At 68.4% G+C, this 25,056-nt stretch carries 27 protein-coding genes; 13 read left to right on the forward strand and 14 right to left on the reverse strand.

Annotated elements, in window-relative coordinates:
- Nucleotides 1–49: 49 nt before the first annotated feature.
- A complete protein-coding gene (locus AB0P21_RS18890; protein ID WP_363698167.1) occupies nt 50–589 on the forward strand; it encodes a molybdenum cofactor biosysynthesis protein in 540 nt (179 codons plus the stop codon).
- 44 nt (nt 590–633) lie between these two features.
- Nucleotides 634–1,446 (forward strand): class E sortase, encoded by an 813-nt coding sequence (locus tag AB0P21_RS18895; RefSeq protein WP_363698169.1) that lies wholly within the window; start codon nt 634–636, stop codon nt 1,444–1,446.
- 1 nt (nt 1,447) lies between these two features.
- Here the strand turns inward: AB0P21_RS18895 and AB0P21_RS18900 are convergent, their stop codons facing one another.
- Complete coding sequence (locus AB0P21_RS18900) at nt 1,448–1,867, reverse strand: hypothetical protein (protein ID WP_363698171.1); 420 nt, start codon at nt 1,865–1,867, stop codon at nt 1,448–1,450.
- A 112-nt stretch (nt 1,868–1,979) separates the two neighbouring features.
- Between AB0P21_RS18900 and AB0P21_RS18905 the strand changes: the two genes are divergently transcribed.
- Together AB0P21_RS18905 and AB0P21_RS18910 are read left to right on the forward strand one after the other, a co-directional pair.
- Nucleotides 1,980–2,465 carry a GNAT family N-acetyltransferase gene (locus AB0P21_RS18905; protein WP_363698173.1) on the forward strand — a complete coding sequence of 162 codons (486 nt, stop codon included), beginning with the start codon at nt 1,980–1,982 and terminating at the stop codon, nt 2,463–2,465.
- Entirely contained in the window at nt 2,458–3,015 is a 558-nt protein-coding gene (locus tag AB0P21_RS18910; protein WP_363698174.1) for an NUDIX hydrolase, read from the forward strand. The genes AB0P21_RS18905 and AB0P21_RS18910 overlap by 8 nt, the downstream gene beginning before the upstream one ends.
- On the opposite strand, the gene AB0P21_RS18915 is transcribed toward AB0P21_RS18910, so the two are convergent.
- On the reverse strand, nt 2,937–3,437 hold the full coding sequence (locus AB0P21_RS18915) for an AAA family ATPase (RefSeq protein ID WP_363698176.1): 501 nt from the start codon (nt 3,435–3,437) through the stop codon (nt 2,937–2,939). The two genes, AB0P21_RS18910 and AB0P21_RS18915, sit on opposite strands and share 79 nt — an antisense overlap.
- A 64-nt stretch (nt 3,438–3,501) precedes the next feature.
- Between AB0P21_RS18915 and AB0P21_RS18920 the strand changes: the two genes are divergently transcribed.
- Entirely contained in the window at nt 3,502–4,293 is a 792-nt protein-coding gene (locus AB0P21_RS18920) for a methyltransferase domain-containing protein (protein ID WP_363698178.1), read from the forward strand.
- Here the strand turns inward: AB0P21_RS18920 and AB0P21_RS18925 are convergent.
- Together AB0P21_RS18925 and AB0P21_RS18930 are read right to left on the reverse strand one after the other, a co-directional pair.
- Nucleotides 4,290–4,691 (reverse strand): PPOX class F420-dependent oxidoreductase, encoded by a 402-nt coding sequence (locus AB0P21_RS18925; RefSeq protein ID WP_363698179.1) that lies wholly within the window; start codon nt 4,689–4,691, stop codon nt 4,290–4,292. The two genes, AB0P21_RS18920 and AB0P21_RS18925, sit on opposite strands and share 4 nt — an antisense overlap.
- 27 nt (nt 4,692–4,718) lie before the next feature.
- Complete coding sequence (locus AB0P21_RS18930) at nt 4,719–5,486, reverse strand: glucose 1-dehydrogenase (RefSeq protein ID WP_363698181.1); 768 nt, start codon at nt 5,484–5,486, stop codon at nt 4,719–4,721.
- A 188-nt stretch (nt 5,487–5,674) separates the two neighbouring features.
- Here AB0P21_RS18930 and AB0P21_RS18935 point away from each other — a divergent pair, with 188 nt between their 5' ends.
- The 4 genes from AB0P21_RS18935 to AB0P21_RS18950 all read left to right on the forward strand — a co-directional run bounded on the left by AB0P21_RS18935 (nt 5,675) and on the right by AB0P21_RS18950 (nt 9,951).
- Nucleotides 5,675–6,856 carry a neutral zinc metallopeptidase gene (locus tag AB0P21_RS18935; protein ID WP_363698183.1) on the forward strand — a complete coding sequence of 394 codons (1,182 nt, stop codon included), beginning with the start codon at nt 5,675–5,677 and terminating at the stop codon, nt 6,854–6,856.
- Between the two features lie 23 nt (nt 6,857–6,879).
- A complete protein-coding gene (locus AB0P21_RS18940) occupies nt 6,880–8,190 on the forward strand; it encodes a neutral zinc metallopeptidase (protein WP_363698185.1) in 1,311 nt (436 codons plus the stop codon).
- A gap of 4 nt (nt 8,191–8,194) precedes the next feature.
- Nucleotides 8,195–9,085: a neutral zinc metallopeptidase gene (locus AB0P21_RS18945; protein ID WP_363698187.1), complete on the forward strand. Its 891-nt coding sequence runs from the start codon at nt 8,195–8,197 to the stop codon at nt 9,083–9,085.
- 134 nt (nt 9,086–9,219) lie between these two features.
- A complete protein-coding gene (locus AB0P21_RS18950) occupies nt 9,220–9,951 on the forward strand; it encodes a neutral zinc metallopeptidase (protein ID WP_363698188.1) in 732 nt (243 codons plus the stop codon).
- Here the strand turns inward: AB0P21_RS18950 and AB0P21_RS18955 are convergent.
- Nucleotides 9,944–10,399, reverse strand: a complete 456-nt coding sequence (locus AB0P21_RS18955; protein WP_363698190.1) for a GNAT family N-acetyltransferase — start codon at nt 10,397–10,399, stop codon at nt 9,944–9,946. The genes AB0P21_RS18950 and AB0P21_RS18955 overlap by 8 nt on opposite strands.
- Before the next feature lie 155 nt (nt 10,400–10,554).
- Here AB0P21_RS18955 and AB0P21_RS18960 point away from each other — a divergent pair, with 155 nt between their 5' ends.
- Nucleotides 10,555–11,430 carry a hypothetical protein gene (locus AB0P21_RS18960; protein WP_363698192.1) on the forward strand — a complete coding sequence of 292 codons (876 nt, stop codon included), beginning with the start codon at nt 10,555–10,557 and terminating at the stop codon, nt 11,428–11,430.
- 134 nt (nt 11,431–11,564) lie between these two features.
- Here the strand turns inward: AB0P21_RS18960 and AB0P21_RS18965 are convergent, their stop codons facing one another.
- Complete coding sequence (locus tag AB0P21_RS18965) at nt 11,565–12,095, reverse strand: hypothetical protein (RefSeq protein WP_363698193.1); 531 nt, start codon at nt 12,093–12,095, stop codon at nt 11,565–11,567.
- 75 nt (nt 12,096–12,170) lie between these two features.
- On the opposite strand from AB0P21_RS18965, the gene AB0P21_RS18970 reads away from it, so the two are divergent.
- Nucleotides 12,171–13,025 (forward strand): hypothetical protein, encoded by an 855-nt coding sequence (locus AB0P21_RS18970; protein ID WP_363698195.1) that lies wholly within the window; start codon nt 12,171–12,173, stop codon nt 13,023–13,025.
- A 305-nt stretch (nt 13,026–13,330) separates the two neighbouring features.
- Here the strand turns inward: AB0P21_RS18970 and AB0P21_RS18975 are convergent, their stop codons facing one another.
- From AB0P21_RS18975 to AB0P21_RS19000, 6 genes are all read right to left on the reverse strand, one after another.
- Nucleotides 13,331–14,377, reverse strand: coding sequence for a BadF/BadG/BcrA/BcrD ATPase family protein (locus AB0P21_RS18975; RefSeq protein ID WP_363698197.1), 1,047 nt, complete (start codon nt 14,375–14,377; stop codon nt 13,331–13,333).
- The gene (locus tag AB0P21_RS18980; protein WP_363698199.1) at nt 14,368–15,621 is read right to left on the reverse strand and encodes a 6-phospho-beta-glucosidase; all 1,254 of its coding nucleotides are present in this window, start codon (nt 15,619–15,621) and stop codon (nt 14,368–14,370) included. Before AB0P21_RS18980 ends, AB0P21_RS18975 begins: the two co-directional genes overlap by 10 nt.
- Nucleotides 15,618–16,523 carry a carbohydrate ABC transporter permease gene (locus AB0P21_RS18985; RefSeq protein ID WP_363698201.1) on the reverse strand — a complete coding sequence of 302 codons (906 nt, stop codon included), beginning with the start codon at nt 16,521–16,523 and terminating at the stop codon, nt 15,618–15,620. The genes AB0P21_RS18980 and AB0P21_RS18985 overlap by 4 nt, the downstream gene beginning before the upstream one ends.
- 13 nt (nt 16,524–16,536) lie before the next feature.
- Nucleotides 16,537–17,490, reverse strand: a complete 954-nt coding sequence (locus AB0P21_RS18990; RefSeq protein ID WP_363698203.1) for a sugar ABC transporter permease — start codon at nt 17,488–17,490, stop codon at nt 16,537–16,539.
- Nucleotides 17,490–18,818, reverse strand: coding sequence for an ABC transporter substrate-binding protein (locus AB0P21_RS18995; RefSeq protein WP_363698205.1), 1,329 nt, complete (start codon nt 18,816–18,818; stop codon nt 17,490–17,492). Before AB0P21_RS18995 ends, AB0P21_RS18990 begins: the two co-directional genes overlap by 1 nt.
- Before the next feature lie 107 nt (nt 18,819–18,925).
- Nucleotides 18,926–20,125: an ROK family transcriptional regulator gene (locus AB0P21_RS19000; RefSeq protein WP_363698206.1), complete on the reverse strand. Its 1,200-nt coding sequence runs from the start codon at nt 20,123–20,125 to the stop codon at nt 18,926–18,928.
- A 220-nt stretch (nt 20,126–20,345) separates the two neighbouring features.
- Between AB0P21_RS19000 and AB0P21_RS19005 the strand changes: the two genes are divergently transcribed.
- Nucleotides 20,346–22,034, forward strand: a complete 1,689-nt coding sequence (locus AB0P21_RS19005; protein WP_363698208.1) for an ABC transporter ATP-binding protein — start codon at nt 20,346–20,348, stop codon at nt 22,032–22,034.
- Nucleotides 22,031–23,818 (forward strand): ABC transporter ATP-binding protein, encoded by a 1,788-nt coding sequence (locus tag AB0P21_RS19010; protein WP_363698210.1) that lies wholly within the window; start codon nt 22,031–22,033, stop codon nt 23,816–23,818. The genes AB0P21_RS19005 and AB0P21_RS19010 overlap by 4 nt, the downstream gene beginning before the upstream one ends.
- Here the strand turns inward: AB0P21_RS19010 and AB0P21_RS19015 are convergent.
- Both AB0P21_RS19015 and AB0P21_RS19020 read right to left on the reverse strand, forming a co-directional pair.
- Complete coding sequence (locus tag AB0P21_RS19015; RefSeq protein ID WP_363698212.1) at nt 23,796–24,473, reverse strand: uracil-DNA glycosylase; 678 nt, start codon at nt 24,471–24,473, stop codon at nt 23,796–23,798. The genes AB0P21_RS19010 and AB0P21_RS19015 overlap by 23 nt on opposite strands.
- A 118-nt stretch (nt 24,474–24,591) precedes the next feature.
- On the reverse strand, nt 24,592–25,041 hold the full coding sequence (locus AB0P21_RS19020) for a GNAT family N-acetyltransferase (RefSeq protein ID WP_363698214.1): 450 nt from the start codon (nt 25,039–25,041) through the stop codon (nt 24,592–24,594).
- Between the last annotated feature and the right edge of the window lie 15 nt (nt 25,042–25,056).

Genomic DNA, 25,056 nt, shown 5'->3' on the forward strand with positions numbered 1-25,056 from the left:
CTGTAGAACGCGTCCTGACCCGGATTTGTTGTGCGGTTATCTTGATGCTGTGGGGACTGAGGTGCGGGTCGAGATCGTGGCGTTGGTCGTCTCGGCGGTGCATGCTTACGAGGGGCGGCCGTCGGAAGGTCCGCGGGTGGATCCGGAGCCGGTGACCCGGGCTGAGGTCGAGGTGCGGGCGGGGCTGGGGATCGTGGGGGATCGGTACTTCAACCGGCCGGGGCAGCGGAACGCGGCGGTGACGGTGTTCGATGCCGGGGCGCTGGACCTGCTGGATTCTGCTGAGGTGCTCGATCCGGTGCTGACCAGGCGGAACATCGTCATCCGCGGCTACTCGATCGATCAGTTGGCGGTGCGGCGTACGGCGTCGGGTGAGCGGGTGCCGGGGCGGGTCTTCAGTCTGGACAGTGGGTCGGGGGCGGTGCGGTTCCAGGCTCATCGGCCGGCTAATCCGTGTGCGTGGATGGACGTCGTACTGGGTCCTGGGGCGTTCAAGGGGTTGCGCGGGCACGGTGGTGTGCGGTGCGAGCCGTTGGACTCCGGGACGCTTCGGGTGGGACCGGCTGTGTTGGAGATCCTCGACTCTTGACCGCCTGCCGACGTCGGCGGACGCTGGCGGAGGAGGTGGGTCCATTGGCTGCTGATCGCGGCGGCCGCCGGGCGGGCCTGGACGGAGTAGGTTTTCGGCTGGTTTTCGGTACTGCGGGTTACGGTCCGACGATGGTCGGGCGCTGGGTGGTCGCGGTGGTGCTGGCGGCTGCGTTGGTCGGGTGTTCGGACACCGAACCGGCCGGTACTGCGACGCCGACACCCGCGCCGTCTGTGCCTGAGACCTCGCGACCTAGCGCAACCCCGCCGCCTGCCTCGACGCCAACACCCGCTTCGACGCCGACGCCGACGCCGACTCCAACGCCTTCTCGGTCGACGCCGGTGTCGACGGTCGTGACCTTGGCGATTCCGTCGATCGGTGTCCGGGCGTTGCGGGTGATCAGCTACACCGGCACCGCGGACGACAAACCCGGCACCCTGATCCAGAACCGCGGCGTCTTCGCCTCACCGCGTGGACCGGCGGGCGGCGTCGGCGCGGGTGAGATCGGCAACTTCATCGTCACCGGGCACCGGACCACGCACGGCCGGCCGCTCGGGCGGTTGCCGGAGCTGAAGAACGGCGCGCACGTGTTCGTCACGGCCGGCGGGACCGTCTACGACTACGTGGTGAACCGGACGATGAAGATCTCGTTCCGCAAGCCGGCCGAGAAGGCGCAGCAGAATGCCGCCGTACCGGGCAGCCCGGGCGTCACCCCGACGGCCGCGATGCTCACCCTGTCCACCTGCGCGACCCCGGAAGACCATGCCGAGGGCAACTACTGGAAGGACGCGCTGAAGAACCCCGAGCACCGGATCAACAAGATCGCGACGCTGGTCGCCACCAGCCCGGGCCGCTGACTCAGCTGCGGCCGAACTTCCACCACTTCGGCTTGTTCGCCTTGATCTCGTCGTCGGTCAGCGGCGGCGGCACCGGCGGGCGGGACTCCTCGGTGAGGAAGTCGCCGGACTCGGTGTCGTACGGCGTCGCGCCGAGCTTGCTGGAGATCGCCATCACCAGCGGGATCGAGCGCGGCCCGTCGATGTAGAAGGTGATGTCGCGGACGTCGACGTTCTTGCCGATCGTCATCTCGACGTCGTAGGTGTCGCTCTTCAGCTGCAGCCAGGAGCGCTTGGTCGCGTCCAGGTCGGGGACCACCTCGCGAACCCGGTCGACCACCTCGTCCGCAGTACCGAGGGAGGGCGGGGCGTAGCCGTCCGGAATGTCCTCGAGACGACGTACGCCTCCTGGCCCTCGCATTGCGTAGATAGCCCAGCTCATACCACCAGCATTGCTCAGTGCCGGCCGGCGGCGTACACCCGGGTCGGCACAACAGGATTGCAAAGTGTCGGTGCGGGCAGGCAGAGTGCGGTGGCATGGACGGTGTGCGCGGATGCAGGTGAGGGCGATCGACCCCGACGGTCTCCGGCAGGTCGAGCAGTGGCTGGCGGCGGATCCCGTCGGTGGCGCGATCTTCGGCGGCTTCTACGGCCACGCCGTCGAGCGCTGGACCCCGTTGCTCGCGGCCCCGAGCCGGCACGGCTGGCTCACCTTCGACCAGACCGGCCCGATCGGCTTCATCGACCTGGAGATCCTCGACGAGGAAGCCGAGATCACGTACTACGTGAGCCCCGCGCGCCGCGGCCAGGGTCTCGGCCGCCCCACGGTCGAGCACGTCATCGAGCTCGCCGGCCAGCTGGGAGCCCAGCAGATCCACGCCTCGGTGGACGCTGCGAACGCCGCCAGCCTCGCGGTCCTCCGCTCGTCAGGTTTCACCGACGAAGGCACCAACGAATTCGACGAGATCGAGTTCACCCTCCAGCTCACCTCAGCCGACCCCGACCCCGACCCCGACCCCGCACCGACCCCCGGTGACTGACTTCGCCGGCGTCCTCGCCTTCCGCGCCGGCCGGGTCGCGCTCGTCCGCGAGCACTACGAGGACTGGACCAACGAGCAGTGGTCCCTCCCGAGCGGCAAGATCGAGCCAGGCGAGTCACCCTCCGAAGCAGCCGCCCGCGAACTCCGCGAAGAGACCGGCCTACTCGTCACCCCAGACCAACTCACCTTGATCGCCGAAGTCCTCGTGGTGAGCCACGACGGCACTTCCCGCAGTACGGCGTGGAACTACTCAGCAGACGTCCCCATCGGCGACTTCACCATCGACGACCCCGACGCCTCAGTCCAAGAAGCCCGCTGGTTCTCACCCGCCGACGCCATCCCACGCGTGGCAGCCATCCCCTACCCACCCCTCAGCACCCCAGTCGCCGCCTACCTCAGCGACCCCACCCCCACCCGCTGGGACCTTCACCTACGACCCAGCCGCAGCCTTCCTCGACCGCACCTACAAAATCACCAGCTCACCGCTGTCCTGATCCGCTGGACAGAAGTGCCAGTCGACTCCGCCGAGGTGTCGATCAGCAACTCGTAGGAGTGGGTGCCGAGCACCTCGTACTCCGTCAGGTCCGGCTCGAGCGGACCGTTGTAGCGATCGGTCCGCCGGAGTTCGCGCTCGCGGAGTACGGGCAATGGACAGGTGACGCCGATCAGCGTCACGTCGAACTCGCCGAACAGCACGTCGTATCGGGGCAGGTCGGCCGGCAGGATGACCGACTCGGCGACGACGTCGATGCCGCGGAGTGCGACCTCACGCAGGCAGGAGACATACGCGTCGACGACCCGTTCGAAGAGACCGGGCACCCGTCCGCGGCGCCAGAACTCGGGGCGGATCGAGCGGCGGAAGTCGTCGAGCGACTGGTAGAAGACCGGGTCCGGCAGGCTCGCGTGGAGGGCGCGGGCGAGCGTGGTCTTGCCTGTGGACGGGGCGCCGTTCAGGAAGACGATGCGGGTCATCGGGGCAGGGTACGGCGTGGGGAAATGGGGTGTCCTCGGGTTTTTCCGTGCGGATGATGGGGTGATGGTTGAACTGGATCCGTTGGTCAGGGCGTTCTATGCCGAGCGGTATGTCGAGGATGATCGGCTCGTGCGGTCGGGGCATGGGCAGCTGGAGTTCTTGCGGACGCAGGAGCTGGTACGGCGGTACCTGCCGGGGCCGGGGGCAACTGTTTTGGATGTGGGTGGTGCGACCGGGGTGCATGCGCGGTGGTTGGCGAGTGACGGGTATGCGGTGACGCTGGTCGATCCGGTGGAGGAGCATGTCGCCAAGGCTGCTGAGGTGGGGACATTCGCGGCGATGCGTGGGGATGCACGTCAGCTGGAGCAGGCGGATGACAGTGTGGACGTGACGTTGCTGTTCGGGCCGCTGTATCACCTGCTCGAGGCGGCGGATCGCGCTCAGGCGTTGGCGGAGGCGCGGCGGGTGACCAAGACGGGTGGACTGGTGGTTGCTGCAGGCATCAGTCGGTACGCCGGGCTGCTGGAGTACGGCACCAAGGGGTTGCTGAGTGAGGAGAGCGTCCAGGGGTTCGCCGACAGCCTGGCGACCGGGCGCAACTATGACGAGCCGGACGGGTTCACCAACGCGTACTTCCATCACGTCGACGAACTGCGGGGCGAGTTCGAGCAAGCGGGTTTCAGCAATATCGACGTACTGGGCGTTGAGGGACCCGCTGCGGCGACGCTCGAACACTCAGCACCGGAAGACATCCCGCGGCTGCTGCCGTCGGCGCTGGTGCTCGCTCGTCTGCTGGAGAACGATCACCGGGTGATGTCCGCCAGCTTCCACTTTCTCGCCTTCGGTCGCGCCTAAGCTGCCGGTCCGGTGAGCCGCTGCGGGGTGATGCGGATGACCGTGCGAACGACCTCGGCCGGCAGATCCAGATACTCCTGCCCGGCGCCTTCGCCCACGTAGTGCTCGGCGAGACGGACCGCGAGCGCCCGGTCGGGATCCTCGGTGACCACCGCGGTACCGCGGATCTCGACGTACTCGTCCGCGTCGTCCTTCGCGATCACCAGCAGGCTGGCCCGCGGATCGCGTCGCAGGTTCACGTCTTTGCGCCGCCCGGCCGCCGTCGAGATCACCACGTCGTCCCCCTCCCGCCCGACCCACACCACCGACGTCTGCGGACTCCCGTCCGCGTTCAACGTCGCCAGCACCCCCGGGTTCGCCCCGTCCACCAGCTTCCGCGCGCCCTCGCTCAATCCCATGCCGACAACACTAAACACCGACAAACCTCAGTAGACCGAGTAGCCGCCGTCGACCAGCAAAATCGACCCGGTCATGAACGACGAGGCAGGGGAGGCCAGATAGACCACCGAAGGCGCGATCTCCTCAGGCGTGGCATAGCGCTGGAGCGGCGCGTCGAGGATCCAGTTCTGGCGGAACTCAGGACGGTCGACCGGCGCCATGTCGGTCTTCACATAGCCGGGCGCGATGGCATTGACCCGGATGTTGTGCGGAGCCCACTCAGCGGCGAGGCTTCTGGTCAGGTGATGCACGGCAGCCTTCGAGGCGTTGTACGACGCCTGCATCTGCGGCCGGTTGACGATCTGCGCGGACATGCTGCCCACGTTGACGATCACCCCGCCACCGGCGGCGATCATGCCGCGGGCGACCGCAGTACTGGTGTTCCACAGGGCTGTCACGTTGAGGTCCATCACCTGCTGCCACTCCTCGTCCGGGACCTCCAGAGCCGGCCGGTGGATCGCGATACCGGCGTTGTTGACCAGCACGTCGATACCGCCGAACGTCTCGGTCACCTCGGCGACCATCCGGGTCACGTCGGCGCGCACGGTGATATCAGCCCGTACTGCGAACCCGCGCCGCCCGCGCGCCTCGATCTCCGCCACCACCGCCGCGTTGCGCTCGGCGTCGCGCGCCGCGATCGCCACGTCGGCGCCCGCCTCGGCCAGCGCGAGCGCGAAAGCACGGCCCAGCCCGCGGTTGCCGCCGGTCACCAGCACCCGCCGGCCGGTCAGCGCGAAGGTCTCCAGCACATTCATTCCGTACTCCTATCAGCACACAGCGTCAGGTCGGGTCGCGGGGCGATGTCAATAGCTGCAATCGAGTACGCCGAACGCCCGCTTGCGTCGTAGCATCATGCGGCGGTCCGGGCTAGGGGTGGTCCCGATCGCCAATGACAGAGGTGAATTCCGGGAGCTGCCCGGACCTGGGGGAGAAGCGGGGAAGTATGGCCGAGCAGTCTGGGCCCAAGCCAGGACATTTCCTGCCGAAGGACGATCAGCCGGAGCAGCCGACCGCCGGACGTCGACCCGGCGTACCGGCGTACGGTGCGCCGTCGGAGCCGCTCGCCGCGCCGACCCCGCGACTCGGACGGGACGCCAAGGAGACGGACGGGCCGCCGGTGCTGAGCGGTTCGCGGCTCGGTCCGCCGCCGCCCGGTGATCGCGCCGCGGCCGCGTACAAGGCGCGGTACCAGCCCGAGCCGATCCCGTTCCAGCCGAAGAAGCGGTCCAAGGCGCTGGTCGCGGGGATCGTCGCCGGTGCGCTGGTCGTGCTCGGCGGTGGCGTCTTCGCGGCCACCAAGGTGCTCTCGTCGTACGACGACTTCGTCGCGAACCCGCTCGGCACGCCGTCGGTCAAGGCACCCGGTGACCAGCCATCGGACCAGCAGCCCGCCGGTCAGCCGACCGACGATGTCGCCGTGCTGCAGAAGAACGCGCTCTACACGACCGGCGCGCTGGCCCCAGTGAAGTGCAAGGAGCCGACCTTCCGGCCGTCGTCCAAGGAGAACGTCCGCTCGTACTACCAGATGCTGATGGTCTGCCTGGACAAGTTCTGGGCGCCGGCGGTCACCAAGAGCGGGCACGAGTTCCACCCGCCGAAGCTGATCATCTTCGACGACGGCCAGGAGACCGCCTGCGGTGTCCAGGAGGAGGTCTCCTCGTACTGCGCCTCCGACGGCGGCAGCGTCGCGCTGCCCTGGGAGGACCTGGCCGACGACTACAGCGCCAATCGCTCGCTGACCCGGATCGACATGGCCGAGGCGCTCGCCTACGTCTACGCGGTCCACGTCCAGAACCTGACCGGGATCCTCGACTCGGTGGAGAACAAGCGGTCGGAGGCGGCCACCGAGGCGCTGAAGTTGGAGCACTCACGGCGGCTGGCCCTGCAGGCGCGCTGCCTGGCGGCGGGGTTCCTGGGCGCCGAGCGGGCCACTTTCCCGGTCACCGGCGACCTGCTCACCTGGTGGACCTGGCGCAGCAAGCACTACGGCGATGAGACCGACACCGACAAAGTGCGCGACCATGGTTCCGGCAAGAGCGTCGAGCTGTGGATGACCAAGGGCTTCGCGGCCCCGAATCCCGGCTCCTGCAACACTTTCGTGGCAGCGGCGGCCAAGGTCAGCTGACACCGACGGACTGGGGTAGACGGATGAACGACGAGCAGGAGCCCAAGCCAGGGCCCCGGGTCGGGCACTTCCTGCCGGGCGGCGACGGCGATCAGCCGGCCGCGCCCGCCGGAGGCACACCCCGTACTGCGCTGACGCCGCCGGACGCCGTGAACCGACGGCAGCTCGGCCTCGGCAAGGCGCGTCCGCTCGACGCTCCGGTCGACCCCGCGCTGAAGAAGGCGGCTCCGCTGCCGACCGACCCCACCCAGCAGGGCTTCGGGGCGCCGCCGGTCGCGCCCCTGGCGGGTGCGCCGGTCACACCGCTGCGCGGTGGCAGGCAGCTCGGCGGGGCTCGCCCAGTTGGCTGGCACACGACCTCCACGCGGACCGGAGTACCGCAGTTCGCGTCGGAGCCGCCGGAGCTGAAGAGCCCGCGGCGATTCTCCCGGCCGATCGTCGGGTTGCTGTCCGCGCTGGCCCTGATCGCGGTGAGCGGCGGCGCCGTCGCGAGCTACCGGCTGATCGACTCCTTCGACAGCACGGTCGCCAACCCGCTGACCCAGCCGACGGTGAAGCCGTCCGAGACACCGCTGCCGGCGCCCGCAGTACCGACCAAGACCGTCACGGTCGAGCCGATCCCGGACATCGACCGGTTGCAGAAGAACGAGCTCTACAAGGCCGGCAAGCTGGCCACGGTGAACTGCGCGGTCCCGAAGGTCAAGCCGAACACCAAGGCGAACCAGCTGCGCTTCTACCAGGCGATGATGCCGTGCCTGGCCGAGACCTGGGAGCCGCTGGTACTGAAGGCGAAGTACCCGTTCCGGCAACCCAAGCTGGCGCTGGCCGCCAAGAGCACGGCGTCGTCCTGTGTCGGCGAGAGCGACGTCTCCTACTACTGCGGATCGGACGAGACGATCACCATGCAGTGGGAGGAGGAGATCAAGCAGTACAAGCGGAACCCCGAGTTCGCCGTGGTCTCGATGATGAACACGATGGCGCACGAGTACGGGCACCACGTCCAGGCGCTGACCGAGATCCTGACCGCGGCCTGGTCGCGGGAGGGGTACTCGAAGACCAAGGACGAGAAGCTCGCCTGGACCCGGCGCAAGGAGCTGCAGGCGAGCTGCCTGGGAGCGACCTTCATCGGCGCGAACAAGGCCACCCTGCTGCGCGGCGACTCGTTGCGGATCTGGGAGCTGATCGAGAAGAACAGCGGCGACGAGTACAACCCGAAGAAGATCCGCGACCACGGCTCGAAGAAGAGCCAGTGGCTGTGGGCCGGTCCGGCCTTCAAGTCGACGAACCCGGCCTCCTGCAACACCTTCACCGCGCCGAGCGCGAAGGTCTCCTGACTCGATGAGGGCCGGCGTCGCGGCGGCTGCCGTGATCGGCGTACTCGTGCTGGGCGCGACGGCGGTCCGGTTCGGCCCGGCGCTGGTGTCCGTGCAGGCCGAGGAGCCCGGGCGGCCCGTCGTACGGGTGCCGAAGACGGTCGCCGGCGGGCCTTCGCGGCAGCCGACCAGCGCGATGACGTTCACGCCGGACCTGCCGCTGGTGCAGAACTCGCTCTACAAGGCAGGGCGGGTGCCGACCGTCAGCTGCAAGCTGCCGGCCGCCGCGCAGACCTCGAAGGCTGCGGTCTCGGCGGCGGCTGCGGTGGTGCTCGACTGCCTTGACCGCGCGTGGGTGCCGGTGGTCGCCAAGGCGGAGTACCTGTACGAGTCGCCCGGGCTGGTCCTGTTCGACCGCGCGAAGGACAAGTCGTGCGACCTGCGCGAGCTGCACGCGTCGGCGTTCTACTGCTCGAGGGAGAACAAGATCTACCTGGAGTGGAAGGAATACCTCCAGCGCGGCAGCTGGAACCGCCAGATCGACCTGCTGGACACGATGGCGCACGAATACGGCCACCATCTCCAGCGACTGGTCGGCATCCTCACCTACGGCTGGGACCCGAAGGCCTCCCAGACCTCTCCCGCCGCCCTGCTGAAAAGCAGACGCATCGAGCTCCAGGCCACCTGCTTCGGCGCGGCCTTCCTCGGCGCCACCAAGACGTCCCTGCGCCTGACCGGCAGCCGCCGCGCCACCTGGGAGTTCCAGACCAAACACAGCGGCGACGAGTACAACCCCGACAAACTCCGCGACCACGGCTCCCGCACAAGCCAATGGCGCTGGGCCGGCCCGGCCTTCCAGTCGATGAGTCCCGCCTCCTGCAACACCTTCACCGCCGCCCAGACGAAGGTCTCCTGATGCGCCGCGCTGCCGTAGTTCTGGCGATTGTTCTGTGTGCTGTGTCGGCTTGTGGGAGCAAGCCTTCGGCGGTTCCGCAGCCGCGGCCGACGATGGCCAAAGCGGCCCTTGAGGTCAAGGCACCGCATCGGCCGATGCCGAGTGCACCGCCGAAAGGCGCCGACGAGTCGCCGTTGCTGAACAACGCGCTGTACCGAGCAGGCCGGGTGCCGGCGGTCAACTGCCGGTTTCCGGCGGGGCGCCTGGCGACGAAGGCGACTCTGCTGAAGTTCGGCCAGGCCGCTGTGGCCTGTCTCGATCTGGCTTGGCGACCGCTGGTCAGCCGGTCCGCGGTCGAGTTCCGGTCTCCGGCGGTGGCGGCGGTCAAGGTCGGTGACTCGACGGACTGCGGGGAGGTGGAGGACGACACCTCGGCGTTCTACTGCTCGGCGGACAACACCATCTACTTCGACTGGACCTTGTACGTCGAGGGGGAGCACAGCCGGACGAGTGTTCAGGTCGCCGTCATCTACACGATGGGGCACGAGTACGGGCACCATCTGCAGGAGTTGACGGGCATCAGTGACGCCTACGGCGAGCGCTACCGGCAGAAGTCCGGTGACGCGCAGCTCGAGCAGACCCGTCGGTCCGAGCTGCAGGCGAGCTGTCTGGCCTCTGCCTTCTTCGGAGCCAATCAGCGGACACTGGCCCTTACCGGCAACCGGTTGTATCACCTGCGGTGGCACGAGGACGGCGGCGACGCAGCCGGATTCCCGCGCGACCATGGCTCCCCGGGCAACAATCGCGCGTGGTCCCGAGCCGCCTTCGCCAGCAAGAACCCTGCCTCCTGCAACACCTGGGCGGCGCCGGCCAAGAAGGTCAGCTGAGGGCGTACTTGAAGCCTTCGTGGCTCTGGGTGAAGCCGAGACGCAGGTAGAAGCGGTGGGCGTCGACGCGGGCCTTGTCCGAGGTGAGCTGCAGGATGGTGCAGCCGCGGGCGCGGGCCTCCTCGATCGACCACTCCATCAAGGTCGTGCCGAGGCCGGTACCGCGAGCTGATGCGGCGACCCGGACGGCCTCGACCAGGCCGCGGGTGGCGCCCATCCGGGACAGGCCGGGGATGATCGTCAGCTGCAGCGTGCCGACCAGCTCGCCGTTGCGTTCGGCAACGACCAGGACCTGCTGCGGATCGGCCTCGATCGCGGCGAAGGCGGCCTGGTACGGCGTCAGGTCGTCCGGGCTCTCCCGCTGGGCGGCGATCTCGTCGTCGGTGAGCAGCGAGACGATGCCCGCGACGTCGGTGGCGGTGGCGCGGCGGATCACGACAGAGGTCATTGCCTTATGCAATCACATTACTTTAAGTTAGCGCCGTTTACGGTCTGTCAGCGCGGGCACGTGGGGGTCAGACACCACTGCAACCCGCCCGTAGCCGGAGTCGCGCGGGACAGGTGCGTGGCGACGGGTGCGGGCCAGTCCGGAGAGGAACGCCGATGTCAGCACTGGCCATCGACTTCACCCAACCCTTCGAAGATGCCTTCAGCAAGCTTCTGGGGTTCATTCCCAACCTGCTCGGCGGCATCGTCATCCTGGTGATCGGCTACATCGTCGCCAAGGTGCTCGGCAAGCTGGTCGGGAAACTGCTCGGCAAGGTCGGCTTCGACCAATGGATGGAACGAGCCGGCGTCTCCGGCATCCTGCAGCGGTCCGGCACGGGGCTGACCGCTTCCGCGATGCTCGGCAAGGTCGTGTTCTGGTTCGTCTTCCTGATCAGCTTCACGATGTTCGCCTCGGCGCTCGGCGTCCCGGAGATCTCGAACTTCATGTCCGACATGCTCGGCTACATCCCGCGGATCTTCGCGGCGATCGTGATCGTCTGTCTGGCCGCGCTGTTCGCGAACTTCCTGGCGATGGTGATCCGCGGCGCGACCGGCAACGAGACGCTCGCCAAGGTCGGCCGGTACGCCGTCCTGGTGTACGCCGCGTTCGCCGCGCTGACCCAGCTGGGCATCGCCGTCCAGCTGACCGGCAACACGCTGCTGATCGTCCTCGCGGGTGCCGCCCTGGCGCTCGGCCTCGCTTTCGGTCTCGGTGGCCGCGAGATGGCCGGCCAGGCGCTGCAGACGCTGTTCGACCGCAGTACGTCGAACCGCCCGGAGGCCGCTGCCCACTCCAACGGGATGAGCAACGGCAACGGGATGAGCAACGGGAACGGGATGAGCAACGGCACCACCGCTCGCAACGGCGCCGCCGACCAGGCCGGCTACCCGACCCAGGAGCCGGCGCACCACGGCGCGCCGCAGACGAACGGCAACTGGCCCGGCAGCAGCGACAACGGCTGGAGCACCGAGCCGCCGCGGCACAGCTGATCCACCGCCGTACGGATGCTTCACCGCAGTACGCCGCGGTGCGGGTGCTTCACCGCAGTAGACCGCGGTGTAGCTGATTCACCGCAGTAACCAGAGCGGGTGGGTGCGATCTTCGCACCCACCCGCTCTCTCGTTCAGTCCTCGGTCGAGTCCGGCCCGGCCCGGCGCACATCCTCCACCTTGGCCATCGCCTCCCGCAGATCACCCAGCCAACTTTCACTGTGCTGAGCCACCAACTTCACGCACCAACCGAGCGCGTCACTCCGCGACCGCGCCACCCCAGCGTCGACAAGCGTGTCCAGCACCTGCCGCTCCGGCTGCCGCAACCGCGTCATCACCGGCGCGGACAACGAGGTGAACACAGTCCGCGTCTCCCCGGCCCGCACCCCCCAGGCAACCTTCCGCCGAGTCGCGTGCTCCAACTCCCGCGCGATCTCGATCCGCTTCTCCCGGGTGTCCTCCCGGAACTGCTTGATCCGGCCTTCCTCCGCAGCAGACCGCTCCGCCGCACTGACCCCGTCACCCTGCTCAGGCGCCGCGATCCTGCCGACCACGAGAATCTCGTCGCGATCGATACTCACCTCAGGCTCACCCTCGAACCACTCCGCCGGCAGCCGACCAGTCAGCCACCCACGCACCCGTTCACCTTCTGACTGTGTACTCATGTAATCATGATTACACGGCATGCAAGCCTGCGGTAGGGGAGTATCTGTCAGGTCGATCTGCTGGATGGAGGACAGATGCGGAGTGTCTCGCTCGTGCACGTCGAAGTGAATTGCTCGCTGCCTGACGACGAGGAATTCGCGATGGTGGCGCGTCGGTGGCTGGAGGGTGGGGCGGCGTTCTTTCCGGAACTGTTCGACCGGCTCAGGTCCGGGGCGGCGATCGGGGCGTTCGTGGATCAGCCTCGAGGTGCGCGGATGTCCCAGCGGAAGTTCTCGCTGCCGGGATGGGAACAGCGGCTGGCCGGGTTGGACAACCGGCCGCTGGGGCTGACGCTCTCGATGGTGGAGGAGTCATTGGGGAGTGTCGAGATCACCGCGATCGACGAACACACCGATCAGCCGGGGCAGGTGCGGCTGACCATCAATGCGAGGGCGCCGGAGCTGCTGGCGCCCGATTCCGGCGAGCGGTGGATGTCCTTCCTGGCCGACTCGGTCGGTTCGCGTTCTGTCGACTACGGGCAGGTTGTTCTCGACGGCAACATCAACCACTCGACCGCGCTCGACATGGCTGTGGGCCGCGATTTCATCACCTCGATCGAGGAGAGTTCGAAGTTCCTGCGCGGCTACGGCTGGATCACGCTGTGCCCGAAGGTGCTTGCCGATCGGCTCGGCGGTGGAGCCGGGCTGGAGGCTTCGGGGGCGTTCGTGGCGGTCCGAACGCTGGACAGCGGTGATGTGTTGCTGCTGGCGACTGCTACTCCGCAAGAGTTCGACCGGGAGGCTCTGCGCCGGGTGTGGCGTGCGCTGGCTCCTGTACTTCCGCCTGGTTTGCCAGAGGCAACGGTCGGTTATGAACGCAACGAGGTGATCCTCGAGGATGCATCCCTTGCGAGCCGACCCCAGCCACCGCCTTCCAGCCATCTGGGCTAGCTGCGCGTCAGTGCTGTCACGGCAGCGGGACGAGCGACGAAGGAGCGAGGGAGCTGGGGGGTGGGGAGCAGGCGACGAAGTAGCCGGCGTGGGCGTCTGCAACAGGCGGTTCGGTCCGGGACGGGGTCCGGGCCGAACCGCCTGCGATCGGGTTACGCCGTGACCCGCCCCACCGAGCCGATCCCCAGCCTCCAACCATCAGGCTTAGCAGCGCGTCAGTGCTGTCACGGCAGCGGGACGAGCGACGAAGGAGCGAGGTAGCTGGGGGGGTGGGGAGCAGGCGACGAAGGAGCCGGCGCGGGCGTCTAAGCCGCAGGAGACGGGGCGTAGGCGGACCTAAGGGTGAGATGCGCAGCAGGCGCCGCATTGGTGTGGTCAAGCCCAAGCAGAGCCGCCCCGACGACCGGAGGCACGTCCACTACCCGCGCCACAGCCTTAGGAGCCGCAGCAGCAAGCAACCGGACGATGGTCTCCATCAGCAGCGGATGCCCCGCAGTAAGCACACCCCCACCCAGTACGACGTCCGTCGGCTCGTCCAGCAAGTCCAAGCGGCGCATCGCCACCACAGCCATGGCGACAACCTCCTCCGCCTGGTGCTGAACAACCGCCCGAGCGACGGCGTCACCCGCGGCTGCTACCTGGAAGAGGAGAGGAGTCGCTTCCAAACGGCGGGCCGACGGGATATCGCCCAGGTGGAGCGCCTCGATCAGCAAGGGCATCGAGGCCACCCCGTAGTGCGCGGGGAGGGCGGTAGTCAGCGCAGTGGCCGGCCCCCGGCCGTCATCGGCGCGGGCGGCTGCCCAGAACGCCTCGTCGGCCAACTGCTGCCCACCGCCCCAGTCACCGGAGATCTTGCCGACCGCAGCGAAGCGCGCAGTACGGCCGTCGGGGAGCAGGCCCGCGCAGTTGATCCCGGCGCCGCAGACCACTGCGACGCCGCGCGGCTCGTCCACGCCTGCGCGCAGCAGGGCGAAGGTGTCGTTGGCGACGTGCACCGACGTGGCCCAGCCGAACGACTCGAAGGCCTCGGCGAGGCGTTCTTCCTCGATCGGCAGGTCCGCGTTCGCCAGGCACGCGGAGATCTGCTGTACCAGCGGGATGTCGCCGAGCGTCAGCCCTGCCTCGGCCGCCGCGGCGGCGACCAGCGGGGCCAGCCCCTCCACGGCGGCGTAGGCGCCGACGATGTGCGGCTCGAAGCCGCCACCGCGCGCGGTACCGAGCACTGTGCCGTCGGCGGACACGATGGCGACGTCGGTCTTGCTGTTCCCGGCGTCGAAGGCGAGCACGCCACCCGGCACCAACGGTCTCGCCAAGGCCACGCCGTCCACCTCGTCCACCATCGTCACGCCCATGACAGGTACTCGCGGTTGTGCGCGAGCAGTTTGTCGGTGAGCTGGTTCGCGTACTCGATCTGCCCGATCAGCGGGTGTGCCAGCAGCGCGTTGAAGACCCGCTCCGCCCCACCCTTCAGTGCTGCTTCGAGAGCAAGATTCTCGTACGCCGTGACGTTCGCGACCAGCCCGGCGTACAACGGCTCGAGCGGTGAGATCGGCAGCGGCGTCGTACCGGCTGCGCCAACCGTCGCCGGGACCTCGATCACCGCGTCGTCGGGGAGGAACGGCAACGCGCCGTTGTTGAACGTGTTGACCACCTGGACGTCGCCGGTGTCGTTCAGCAGCGACGACGCCAGCGCGACCGCGGCCTCCGAGTAGTAGGCGCCACCCCGCTGCTCCAGCAACGCGGGCTTCTCGTCCAGCGACGGATCGGCGTACAGGTCGAGCAGTTCCTTCTCGATCGCGGCCACCTCGGCGGCCCGCGACGGCTTCTCCTTCAGCTCCCGGACGACCTCGTCGTGAGCGTAGAAGTAGCGCAGGTAGTACGACGGTACGACGCCAAGTTGCAGCAGCAGCTCGGCCGGCAGGTGCAGCTCATCGGCCAGCTCCGCGGAATGCGACGCGAGCAGCTTGGGCAGCACGTTCTCGCCGTTGACCCGGACGCCGCGCTCCCAGGTCAGGTGGTTGAGCCCGACGTGGTCGAGCGCGACCTCCTCCGGCGTCACCCCCAGCATCCGGGCGAACTTGCGCTGGAACCCGATCGCCACGTTGCACAGCCCGACGGCCTTGTGGCCCTCGGTCAGCAGCGCCCGGGTGACGATCCCGACCGGGTTGGTGAAGTCGATGATCCACGCGTCCGGGTTGGACTTGCGGACCCGCTCAGCAATGTCCAGTACGACGGGAACAGTGCGCAGCGCCTTCGCGAGGCCGCCCGCGCCGGTGGTCTCCTGGCCGACGCAACCGCACTCGAGCGGCCAGGTCTCGTCCTGGCCGCGCGCGGCCTGCCCGCCGACCCGCAGCTGCAGCAGCACCGCGTCCGCGCCCTCGATCCCCTCGTCCAGGTTGGACGTGGTGACAACGCGACCCGGGTGGCCTTGCTTCGCGAAGATCCGCTCGGCCAGCCCACCGACCAGCTCGAGCCGGTCGGCCGCCGGGTCGACCAGCACCAGCTCGGAGACCGGGAGCGAGTCGCGCAGCCGGGCGAACCCGTCGATGAGTTCAGGCGTGTAGGTGGATCCGCCACCGACGACTGTGAGTTTCAACCTTTGACCCCTGTGAGTGTGACGCCTTCGATGAAGGCCTTTTGGGCGAAGAAGAACAGGATGATCACCGGCGCCATCACGAGCAGGGTTGCTGCCATGGTGAGGTTCCAGTTGGTGTGGTGGGCGCCTTTGAAGGATTCCAGACCGTAGCTGAGGGTCCAGGCGGCGGCGTTCTCCGACGCGTAGATCTGCGGGCCGAAGTAGTCGTTCCAGCAGTAGAAGAACTGGAACAGCGCGACCGCCGCGATGGCCGGCTTGGCCATCGGCAGGATGATCCGGACCAGCGCCCGGAAGTCGCCGCAGCCGTCGACCTTGGCCGCGTCGACGTACTCCTTGGGGATGGTGAGCAGGAACTGGCGGAGCAGGAAGATCGAGAACGCGTCGGTGAACGCCATCGGGATGATCAGCGGCCACAGCGTTCCGGACAGGTGCAGTTGCTTGGCCCAGAACAGGTACATCGGCACGATCACCACCTGCGGCGGCAGCATCATGGTCGAGATCACCAGCATCATCGCGAAGTTGCGGCCGCGGAACTTGAACCGGGCCAGCGCGTAGGCGACCGGGATGCTGGAAACCAGGGTCAGCACGGTGCCGAGTACGGCGTACATCAGGGTGTTCTTCCACCAGGTCAGGAAGCCCGGGGTCTCCCACACGGTGCGCAGGTTCTCCCAGTGCCAGCTGTCCGGCCACAGGTCGCGGGTCAGTGCCTGCTGGTCGCTCATCAGGGCGGTCAGAGCGACGAACACGAACGGCAGCACGAAGAACAGCCCGGCCGCGATCGCCAGCGAGTGCACGGCGACCCACTGCAGGAACCTGGTACGGCGTGCCTCGCGGCCGGCCATGGTCAGGCCGGGGGCGGATTCAGGTGTCTCCACCCGGGGGGTGGTGGTCAAGGTGCTCATCTCAGCAGGCCTCCTAGTCGTCCGTGGCCAGGAAGCCACTGCCGCGGCGCATCAGGATCGCCGTGAACACCATCGCCAGTACGAACAGCACCAGCGCGATCACCGAGGCGCCACCGGTGTCGAACCGCTGGAACCCCAGGTTGTAGACCAGCTGCGGCAGGGTCAGCGTCGACTTGTCCGGGTACCCCGGCTCGAACTGCTGACCCGACCCACCGATCACCCCGCTGGCGACCTTCCCCGCGATCAACGGCTGGGTGTAGTACTGCATCGTCTGGATCACGCCCGTGATCACCGCGAACAGCAGGATCGGCTGGATGTTCGGCAGCGTGACGTGGACGAACCGCTGCCACGCCGAGGCGCCGTCCAGCGACGCCGCCTCGTACTGCTCCAGCGGTACGTCGAGCAGCGACGCCATGAAGATCACCATCAGGTCGCCGATGCCCCAGATCGCCAGCAGCGTGAGCGCCGGCTTCGACCAGGTCGGGTCGTTGAACCAGCCCGGCTGCGGCAGCCCGATCTTGCCCAGGATGTTGTTCACCGGCCCGGTGCCCGGGTTGAGCAGGAACGCGAACGCCATCGTCGCGGCCACCGGCGGCGCCAGGTAGGGCAGGTAGAACAGGGTCCGGAACAGGCCGGCGCCGGTCTTCACCTTGGTGATCAGCAGCCCGATGCCGAGCCCGAACACCACCCGCAGGGTGACCATCACGATCACCAGCCAGAGCGTGTTGCGCAGGGCCGGCCAGAAGAACGGGTAGTCGGTGAAGACGTAGGTCCAGTTCTTCAGGCCGGTCCAGACCGGCGGGGTGAACCCGTCGTACTTCATGAAGCTGAAGTAGACGGTCGAGGCCAGCGGGTAGAGGAAGAAGACGCTGACCCCGATCAGCCACGGGGACAGGAAGGCGAGGTTGCGGAGTCGTTCCCGGCGCCGCTTGTGCCTCAACCCTGGTGAGATCGTTGCGGTGGCCATCACTTGGCCTGCGCGATGTCCTTGTCGATCTGGGTGTCGGTCTTGGTGAGACCGGCGGCCAGATCGGTTTGCTTGCCCGCTTCGAACGCGTACCCGAAGTCCTGCAGGGTGAGCTGGTACGCGCCGCCGTTCGGGCTGGCCGGGGTGGTGCTGCTCTTGGGGTGCTGGGCGATCTCCAGGAAGACCTTGAAGCTCTCGTCGATCTTCAGGTCCGGCGACTTCAGCGCCTCCAGGGTGGAGGGCACGTTGTGGATCGCGTTGGAGAAGTCGACCACGGCCTTGGTGTCGGTGGTCATGAACTTGACCAGTTCCCAGGCGGCGTTCTGCTTCTCGCTGGTGTTCGCGATCCCGATGATGGTGCCGGACAGGTAGCCCTTGCCGTAGCTGTCGGCCTGGTCGTCCGGGACCGGGAACGGCGCGACGCCGATGTCGAACTTGACCCCGGCCTCCTTGGCCATCCCGAGCCGCCACTCGCCGTCGATCGACATCGCGACCTGGCCGGTGTGGAAGGGGTTCTTGGCGCCCCACTCGTCACCGAAGGTGGCGCGGTACTTCTCCAGCTTGGCGAAGCCGCCGAGCTCCTTGACCAGGTTCGACTGCCAGGTGAGCATCTTGCCGAACGCCGGGTCGGCAGCCAGGTTCGACTTGCCCTCCGGCGTGAAGTACGTCGGGTTCCACTGCGCGGCGAAGTGCGTCGAGGTCGACTCGTAGCCGTGGAAGTTCGGCATGAAGCCGAGCTGGGTGTAGCCGGCCGGGGTGGCCTTGGTCAGCTTCTTGGCGACCGCGTCGAACTCGGACAGCGTCTTCGGCGGCTCGGTGATGCCGGCTGCCTTGAACGCGGTCTTGTTGTAGTACAGGCCGTACGCGTCGTTCAGCAGCGGCAGCGTGCAGCGCTTGCCCTGGAACTGGGTGTAGTCCTGCAGGGCCTTCGGGAAGGTCTTGTCCAGGTCGACCGCGGACTTCTCCAGGAACGGCTTCAGATCGGCGAACACGTTGGAGGCGCAGAAGGTCCCGACGTTGTCGGTGGTGAACGACGACACCACGTCGGGGGAGTTCGGGCCGCCGGCCCGCAGCGCCTGCTTGATCTTGTCGTCGTTGATGTTGCCGACGACCTTCACCTTGATGTTCGGGTGCGCGGTCTCGAACGCCTTCACGTTGGCGGCGATCGCGGCCGCCTCGCTCGGCGCGCTCCAGCCGTGCCAGAAGGTGATGGTGGTGTCCTTGGTGGCGTCGTCGCTGGCCTTGGGGGCGGTCGACGTACCGGTGCAGGCGGTAGCGAGTAGCGCGACCGCGGCGGCCGCGGTCACTGCTCGGTGGACTCGACGCATTTCCGTTCTCCTGATCCTGGGTGGAGCTGGACAGCATTTTGGGTGTGCGGATCCACCGGGCCGGGGTGGTGTCCCGGTCCGGGGATGTAGGTGGCTGGCGGTCTGGGTTAGTCGGCAGTGCTCCCGGAGGTGGTGCCGGCTGTGTCGAAGACTGCGTCGCGGGTGAAGCTCAGAGCGGACTGGAGGGCGCCGGCCAGCACCGGGTCGGTGTGGATGGCGGTCATCAGCAGCCGCGGCCGCGGTACGGCGAGCTCGGCGAGCTCGTCCTGCACCAGGCCGCGGAGGCGTTCGCCGCCGGCGGTGATGACGCCGCCCGCGAGCACGATCAGCTCGGGGTCGACGACGGAGACGATCGCGGCCAGGCCGACCGCGAGCCGGTGGGCGAACTCGGCGAGCACGATGTCGCCGGCGCCGGGGGTCTGCAGGGCGGCGGCGATCGCGGCTTCCGGCGTACGGGCGCGGAGGCCGTTGGCGCGGGCCAGTTCGAGGACCGGTTCGCCACCGGCGAGCTCCTGGAAGCCGCCGGCGTTGTTGCGGCCGACGTTGCGCACCAGCGGAGTACCGGGCAGGGGCAGGAAGGCGACCTCACCGGCGCCGCCGGTCGCGCCGCGGACGAGGTGGCCCCCGATCACTATCGCGGCGCCGATCCCCTCCTCGCCCCAGAGCATGACGAAGTTGTCGCTGCTGTTCGCGTGCCCGACCTGCTGCTCGGCGACGGCGGCCAGGTTGACGTCGTTCTCCACCTCGAGCGGTACGGCGACGGCAGCCGCCAGCTCCTCGAGCAGGTGCGGCGCGTGCCAGCCGGGCAGGTGGGTCGCGTAGCGGAGCCGGCCGGTGGTCGGGTCGAACCCACCGGGCGTGCCGATCGAGACCCGGTGCAGCCGGTCGCGGGTCAGCCCGGCCTCACCGAGCGCGCCGTCGATCACCTTGACCACGCGCTCGACCGTGCCGCGGGCGCTGCGGCCGGGGGTGGGCAGCTCGAACCGGCCGACCACCTTGCCGGTCAGGTCCGCGACGGCGGATCGGATCCGGGTCGGCGTGACGTCCAGCCCCGCGACGTACGCGATGCCGCCGTTGATCTCGTACAGCTGCGCGTTCGGGCCGGGGCGGCCGGCGCTGGTACCGCTGGCCCGGACCAGACCGGCGCTCTCGAGCCGGGCGAGAAGTTGCGACGCCGTCGGCTTGGAGAGACCGGTGAGGTTACCGAGCGTAGTACGAGACAGCGGACCCTGTGACAGGAGCAGATCGAGGGCGGCGCGATCGTTCATCGCGCGGAGCAGGCGGGGCGTACCGGGTGTGCTGGCCATGTGCATACTCTCCCCTTCCTTCGCCGTCGCGTCGCCGAACCACGCTGCTGGATGCTGCCCTGAATCAACTGTTAGGAAAGTTTCCTATTACCGCGAGACCGTACGGGGGGAGCTGGCCGGGTGTCAATCGATCAGCGTGATCGGCTTGCGCCCGACTCAAGTTAGGGTGGGCTAACTTGTCGCCGAAGTTGCGGTGGGATCGAGTGGGGAAGGGCTTTCCGTGGAGTTCACACCAGGCAGCGTGATGCGGCGCTCGGTCCGCAGGCACCGTCGGCGGTTGGCCGGCGGCGTCGTGCTGCTCTCGTTGCACCAGGCCACCGAGGCCGCCGTACCGGTGGTGATCGGCATCTTCGTCGACCAGGCGGTCTCGACCGGGCGGCTGGAGTCGTTGCTGTGGTGCGTGCTGATGCTGTTCGCGTTGTTCGCCGTGCTGTCGAACGCGTGGAAGGCCGGCGCGCGGCAGGTGATGCGAGCGATCGAGTACGAGACACACCAACTGCGGTTGGAGATCGCGCGCCGGGTGCTGGATCCGCGGGGCCATCGGACCGGCCTGCGATCGGGTGAGCTGCTGCTGATCGCGACCTCCGACGCAGAGAAGGCCTCCCTCGTACTGCGTGCCGTCGCGCTGGGCTTCGCCGGCAGTACTGCGCTGGCAGTGTCGTCGGTCGCCTTGTTGCTGGTCGACGTGCCGCTGGGCATCGGCGTGATGATCGGCGTTCCCCTGCTGGTGTTGGGGATCCAGGCCTTGTCGCCACTGCTGACCCGGCGTACGTCGTCGCAGCAGGAGGCAGTGGCCAACACGACGGCGCTCGCCACCGACCTGGTCGGCGGTCTGCGGACGCTGCGCGGAATCGGGGCGCAGCACAACGCGGCCGAGCGCTACCGCCGGTCCAGCCAGGAGACCCTGAAGGCCACGCTTCGCGCTGCCTCCACCAACGGCTTGCAGGACGGCGTGACGACGGCACTGAGCGGGCTGCTTCTCGCGGCGGTCGCTGGTATCGCAGGCTGGTTCGCCTTGGACGGGCGGATCAGCATCGGCGAGCTGATCACTGTGGTCGGCCTGGCGCAGTTCGTCGCCGAGCCGGTCGGCCTCCTCGGGTTCAGCGGCCAGGTCTTCGCCATGTCGCGTGCATCTGCGGGTCGTCTGGCCTCTGTGCTCGGGTCGCCGTGGGGGATCGCCACCGGCATCTCCACCACTGTGGATCCGTCGAAGCCGCTGCTAGCCCTGGAAGGCGTCGGCTACAAGACGCTGTCGTCGCTCGACCTTTCCCTGCAGCCCGGTGAGCTCGTCGGGGTGCTCTGCTATGACCCCCGCGATGCCGATGCGCTGCTGACCGTGGTGGCAGGCAGAGCCGCCGAACACTCCGGCCGAGTGCTGGTCGGCGGCGCCGAGGTCGAGGAGCTGGACATCGACCTGGTACGCCGGTCCGTCCTGGTCGAGCAGCACGACACCGACCTGTTCGAGGGAACGCTTCGCTCCAACCTGCTGGCCGGTTCCGGCAACACTGCTCGCCTTGACCGCGTAGTAGCGGCTGCAGCGGCCACTGATGTCGTCGAGGCTCATGCGGACGGTTTGGACCACCCGCTGGCCGATCGCGGCCGCACCTTGTCGGGAGGCCAGCGCCAACGTCTCGGCCTGGCCCGAGCCCTACTGGCCGAGCCGCCGGTACTGGTGCTGCACGACCCCAGTACTGCGGTGGACGCAGTCACCGAGGAGCTGCTGGCCGAAGGGCTCGCAGAGGTCCGCGGTGTCGCGACACTCGCCACCCTGGTGCTGACGAGTAGCCCTGCCCTGCTGGGCAAGATGCATCGGGTGCTGGTGGTGTCGGACGGGGTGCTGGTGGCAGAGGGAAGGCACGCGGAGTTGGCCGAGACGGATTCGGCGTACCAGGAGGCGGTACTGCGATGAGCACGTTCGAGACATCGACGAGCGCGTCCGAGTTGTTGCCGATCGCCGGGCCGCGGGCCACCTGGATCGTGTTGTGGCGGGAGATCCGGCGGCTGCGGGCGCTGTCGCTGATCGCCGCCGCTGTGGTGACTGTGGGGAGTGCGGCCGGACTGGTCGCGCCATGGGCCTTGGGAGTGCTCGTCGACGACGTTTCGTCAGGCGCCTCCGGGAATGCTGTGTGGCGGGTTGTCCTGCTGATCGGTGGGGCGGCGTTGCTGACCGGCGTACTGACTACGTTCGGGGTGCTGCTGATCGCGAGGGTCGGTGAGACCGTGCTGGCGCGGATCCGGGAGCAGGTGCTGGATCGGGTGCTGCACCTGCCGGCGCCGGTGCTCGACCGGATCCGTACCGGGGACCTGCTGTCGCGGGTCGGCGATGACGTGGCGTCGGTGGCTACCGCGTTGACCGAGGTCGGGCCGGTGCTGCTGTCCGCGTCGCTGACGATCGTGCTGACCGCGGCCGGGATGTTCGCGCTGGACTGGCGGCTGGGCCTGGCCGGGCTGCTCTCGGTACCGATGTATCTGCTGGCCCTGCGCTGGTACCTGCCTCGCTCCGCGCCCTTCTACCGCCAGGAACGGCTCGCGATGGGCGAGCGGTCCGAGGCGATCATCACCTCGCTGCGGGGCAGCGCGACGGTCCGCGCGTACCAGTTGGAGGAGGCGCAGCTGGAGCGGATCGGGGACCGCTCGGCGGCCGCGCGGGACCTTTCGCTGAAGGCGTTCCGGCTCTTCGGCACCTTCGTGTCCCGGATCAACCATGCCGAGTTCGTCGGGCTCGCGGCGATCCTGACAGCCGGGTTCTTCCTGGTCCGGGCGGATGCGGTGACGGTCGGCGCGACTACCGCGGCCGCGCTGTACTTCCACCGGTTGTTCAACCCGATCGGCTCGCTGCTGATGCAGTTCGACGAGGTGCAGACGGCTGCGGCCGGATTGGCGCGGCTGGCCGGCGTGCTGTCGCTGGAGCCTGCTGTCGAGCCTCCTCCCGGTCCTGCGCCCGCGGATGCGTCAGTGGAGCTGGTAGGCATCGGCCACTCGTACGACGGTCCGCTGGTGGTCGACGGGGTTTCGCTGCGGCTGGAGCCCGGGGAGCGCGTTGCGCTGGTCGGCGCGAGCGGTGCAGGCAAAACAACCCTGGCGGCGATTGCGGCCGGAGTGCTGATGCCAACTGCGGGGACGGTATTGCTCGGCGGCGTGGACCTTCGCACGCTGGGCGAGACGCGTACTCAGCGGCAGGTCGCGCTGCTCAGCCAGGAGGTTCACGTGTTCTCCGGGACGCTGCTGGACGACGTACGGCTGGCGAAGGACTCGGCGACTGTTGCCGAGGTCGAGGAGGCGCTGGAGCGGGTCGGCGCGTTGGCCTGGGTGCGTGCGCTGCCGGACGGGTTGGAGAGCCAGGTCGGGGAGAACGCGCATCAGCTGACCGGTGCGCAGGCGCAGCAGGTCGCCCTGGCACGGCTGGTGCTGGCGAACCCACCGGTCGCAGTACTGGATGAGGCGACAGCTGAGGCGGGCAGTGCCGGCGCTCGCGAGTTGGAGCGGGCCAGTGCGGCGGCTACCGAAGGCCGCACGACGCTGGTGGTGGCTCATCGGCTCACTCAGGCGCAGCAGGCGGATCGGATCGTCGTGATGGACCAGGGGCGAATCGTGGAGTCAGGGACGCACGATGAGCTGCTGGCTGCCGGTGGTCGCTACAGCCAGCTCTGGCACAGCTGGACCGGCACTCCTAGGGCAGGCGCCAGTCAATAGCCGTGCCGCCGCGCTGAACTAGCAACTCGTTGACCCAGCTGAACGGCTTGGAACCGAAGAAGCCACGGTCGGCGGACATCGGGCTCGGGTGCGCGCTCTCGATGTACGGCGTATCGCCGAGCATCGGCTTGAGCGTCTGCGCGTCCCGGCCCCACAGGATCGCCACCAGCGGGCCACCGCGCTCGACCAGCGCGTGGATGGCCTGCTCGGTGACGGCCTCCCAGCCCTTGCCCTTGTGCGAGGCGGACTTGCCCGGCTGCACGGTGAGCACTCTGTTGAGCATCAGCACGCCCTGCTCGGCCCATGGCGTCAGGTCGCCGTTGGAGGGCGCCGGTACGCCGACGTCGGCCATCAGCTCGCGGTAGATGTTCTGCAGGCTGCGGGGGATCGGGCGCACGTCCGGCGCCACCGAGAAGCTCAGGCCGACCGGGTGCCCGGGCGTCGGGTACGGGTCCTGGCCGACGATCAGCACCTTCACGTCGTTCAGCGGTTGCTTGAACGCCCGCAGCACGTTCTCGCCGGCCGGCAGGTACGGCCGCCCGGCGGCGATCTCACCGCGCAGGAACTCGCCCATCCGGGAGACGGTCTCTTCCACCGGCGCCAGGGCCTCGGCCCAGTCCGGTGCCACCAGATCGTTCAAGGTCTTGGGGCTCACCGGGACATGATGTCACTCGTTGTTCGCGTGTCGGTCCACCTACTCGTCGATCCGGCCCGGTAGAACTGTGCCCGGCCCCGCGGCAGGTATGAGCTTCTGCGGGGCCTTTACCTTGTTTTCAAGCGGTTTCCCAGCCGAAGTTGAGCGAGTGGCTGTTCGGCTCGTGCCGGTTGTAGAACCTGTGCGCGTCCGTCCGTGCTGTTGATGAATCCAGCTCGAGATGCGTGGCGCCGTTCGCTTTCGCCCACTCGCGAGCGGCTGTCAGCAAGGCGGCCCCGATCCCGCCAGACCGCTGCGACGGGTCGACGGCCAGGTCCTCCACCCAGCAGCGCTGACCGAATCGCACCGACTCGATGTCCAAGTACGTCGTACCGAAGCCGACGACCGTCTCACCCTCGACAGCAACCAGTACTCCGCTGCGTGGGCCCGCGATCGTCCGCTCCAGGCGATCGGCAGCGACCACCGGGTCCCAGGCCGCCGGCTTCGCGCCGGGCGGCGCGAAGAGCCAGGCGTAGGCGTCGACCAGTTGGGGGATGTCTGCGGTGGTGGCTGCGCGCACTGTGCTCATACCGACGAGGCTAGT

Source organism: Kribbella sp. NPDC056861 (genome assembly GCF_040687575.1).
Classification (GTDB): Bacteria; Actinomycetota; Actinomycetes; order Propionibacteriales; family Kribbellaceae; genus Kribbella.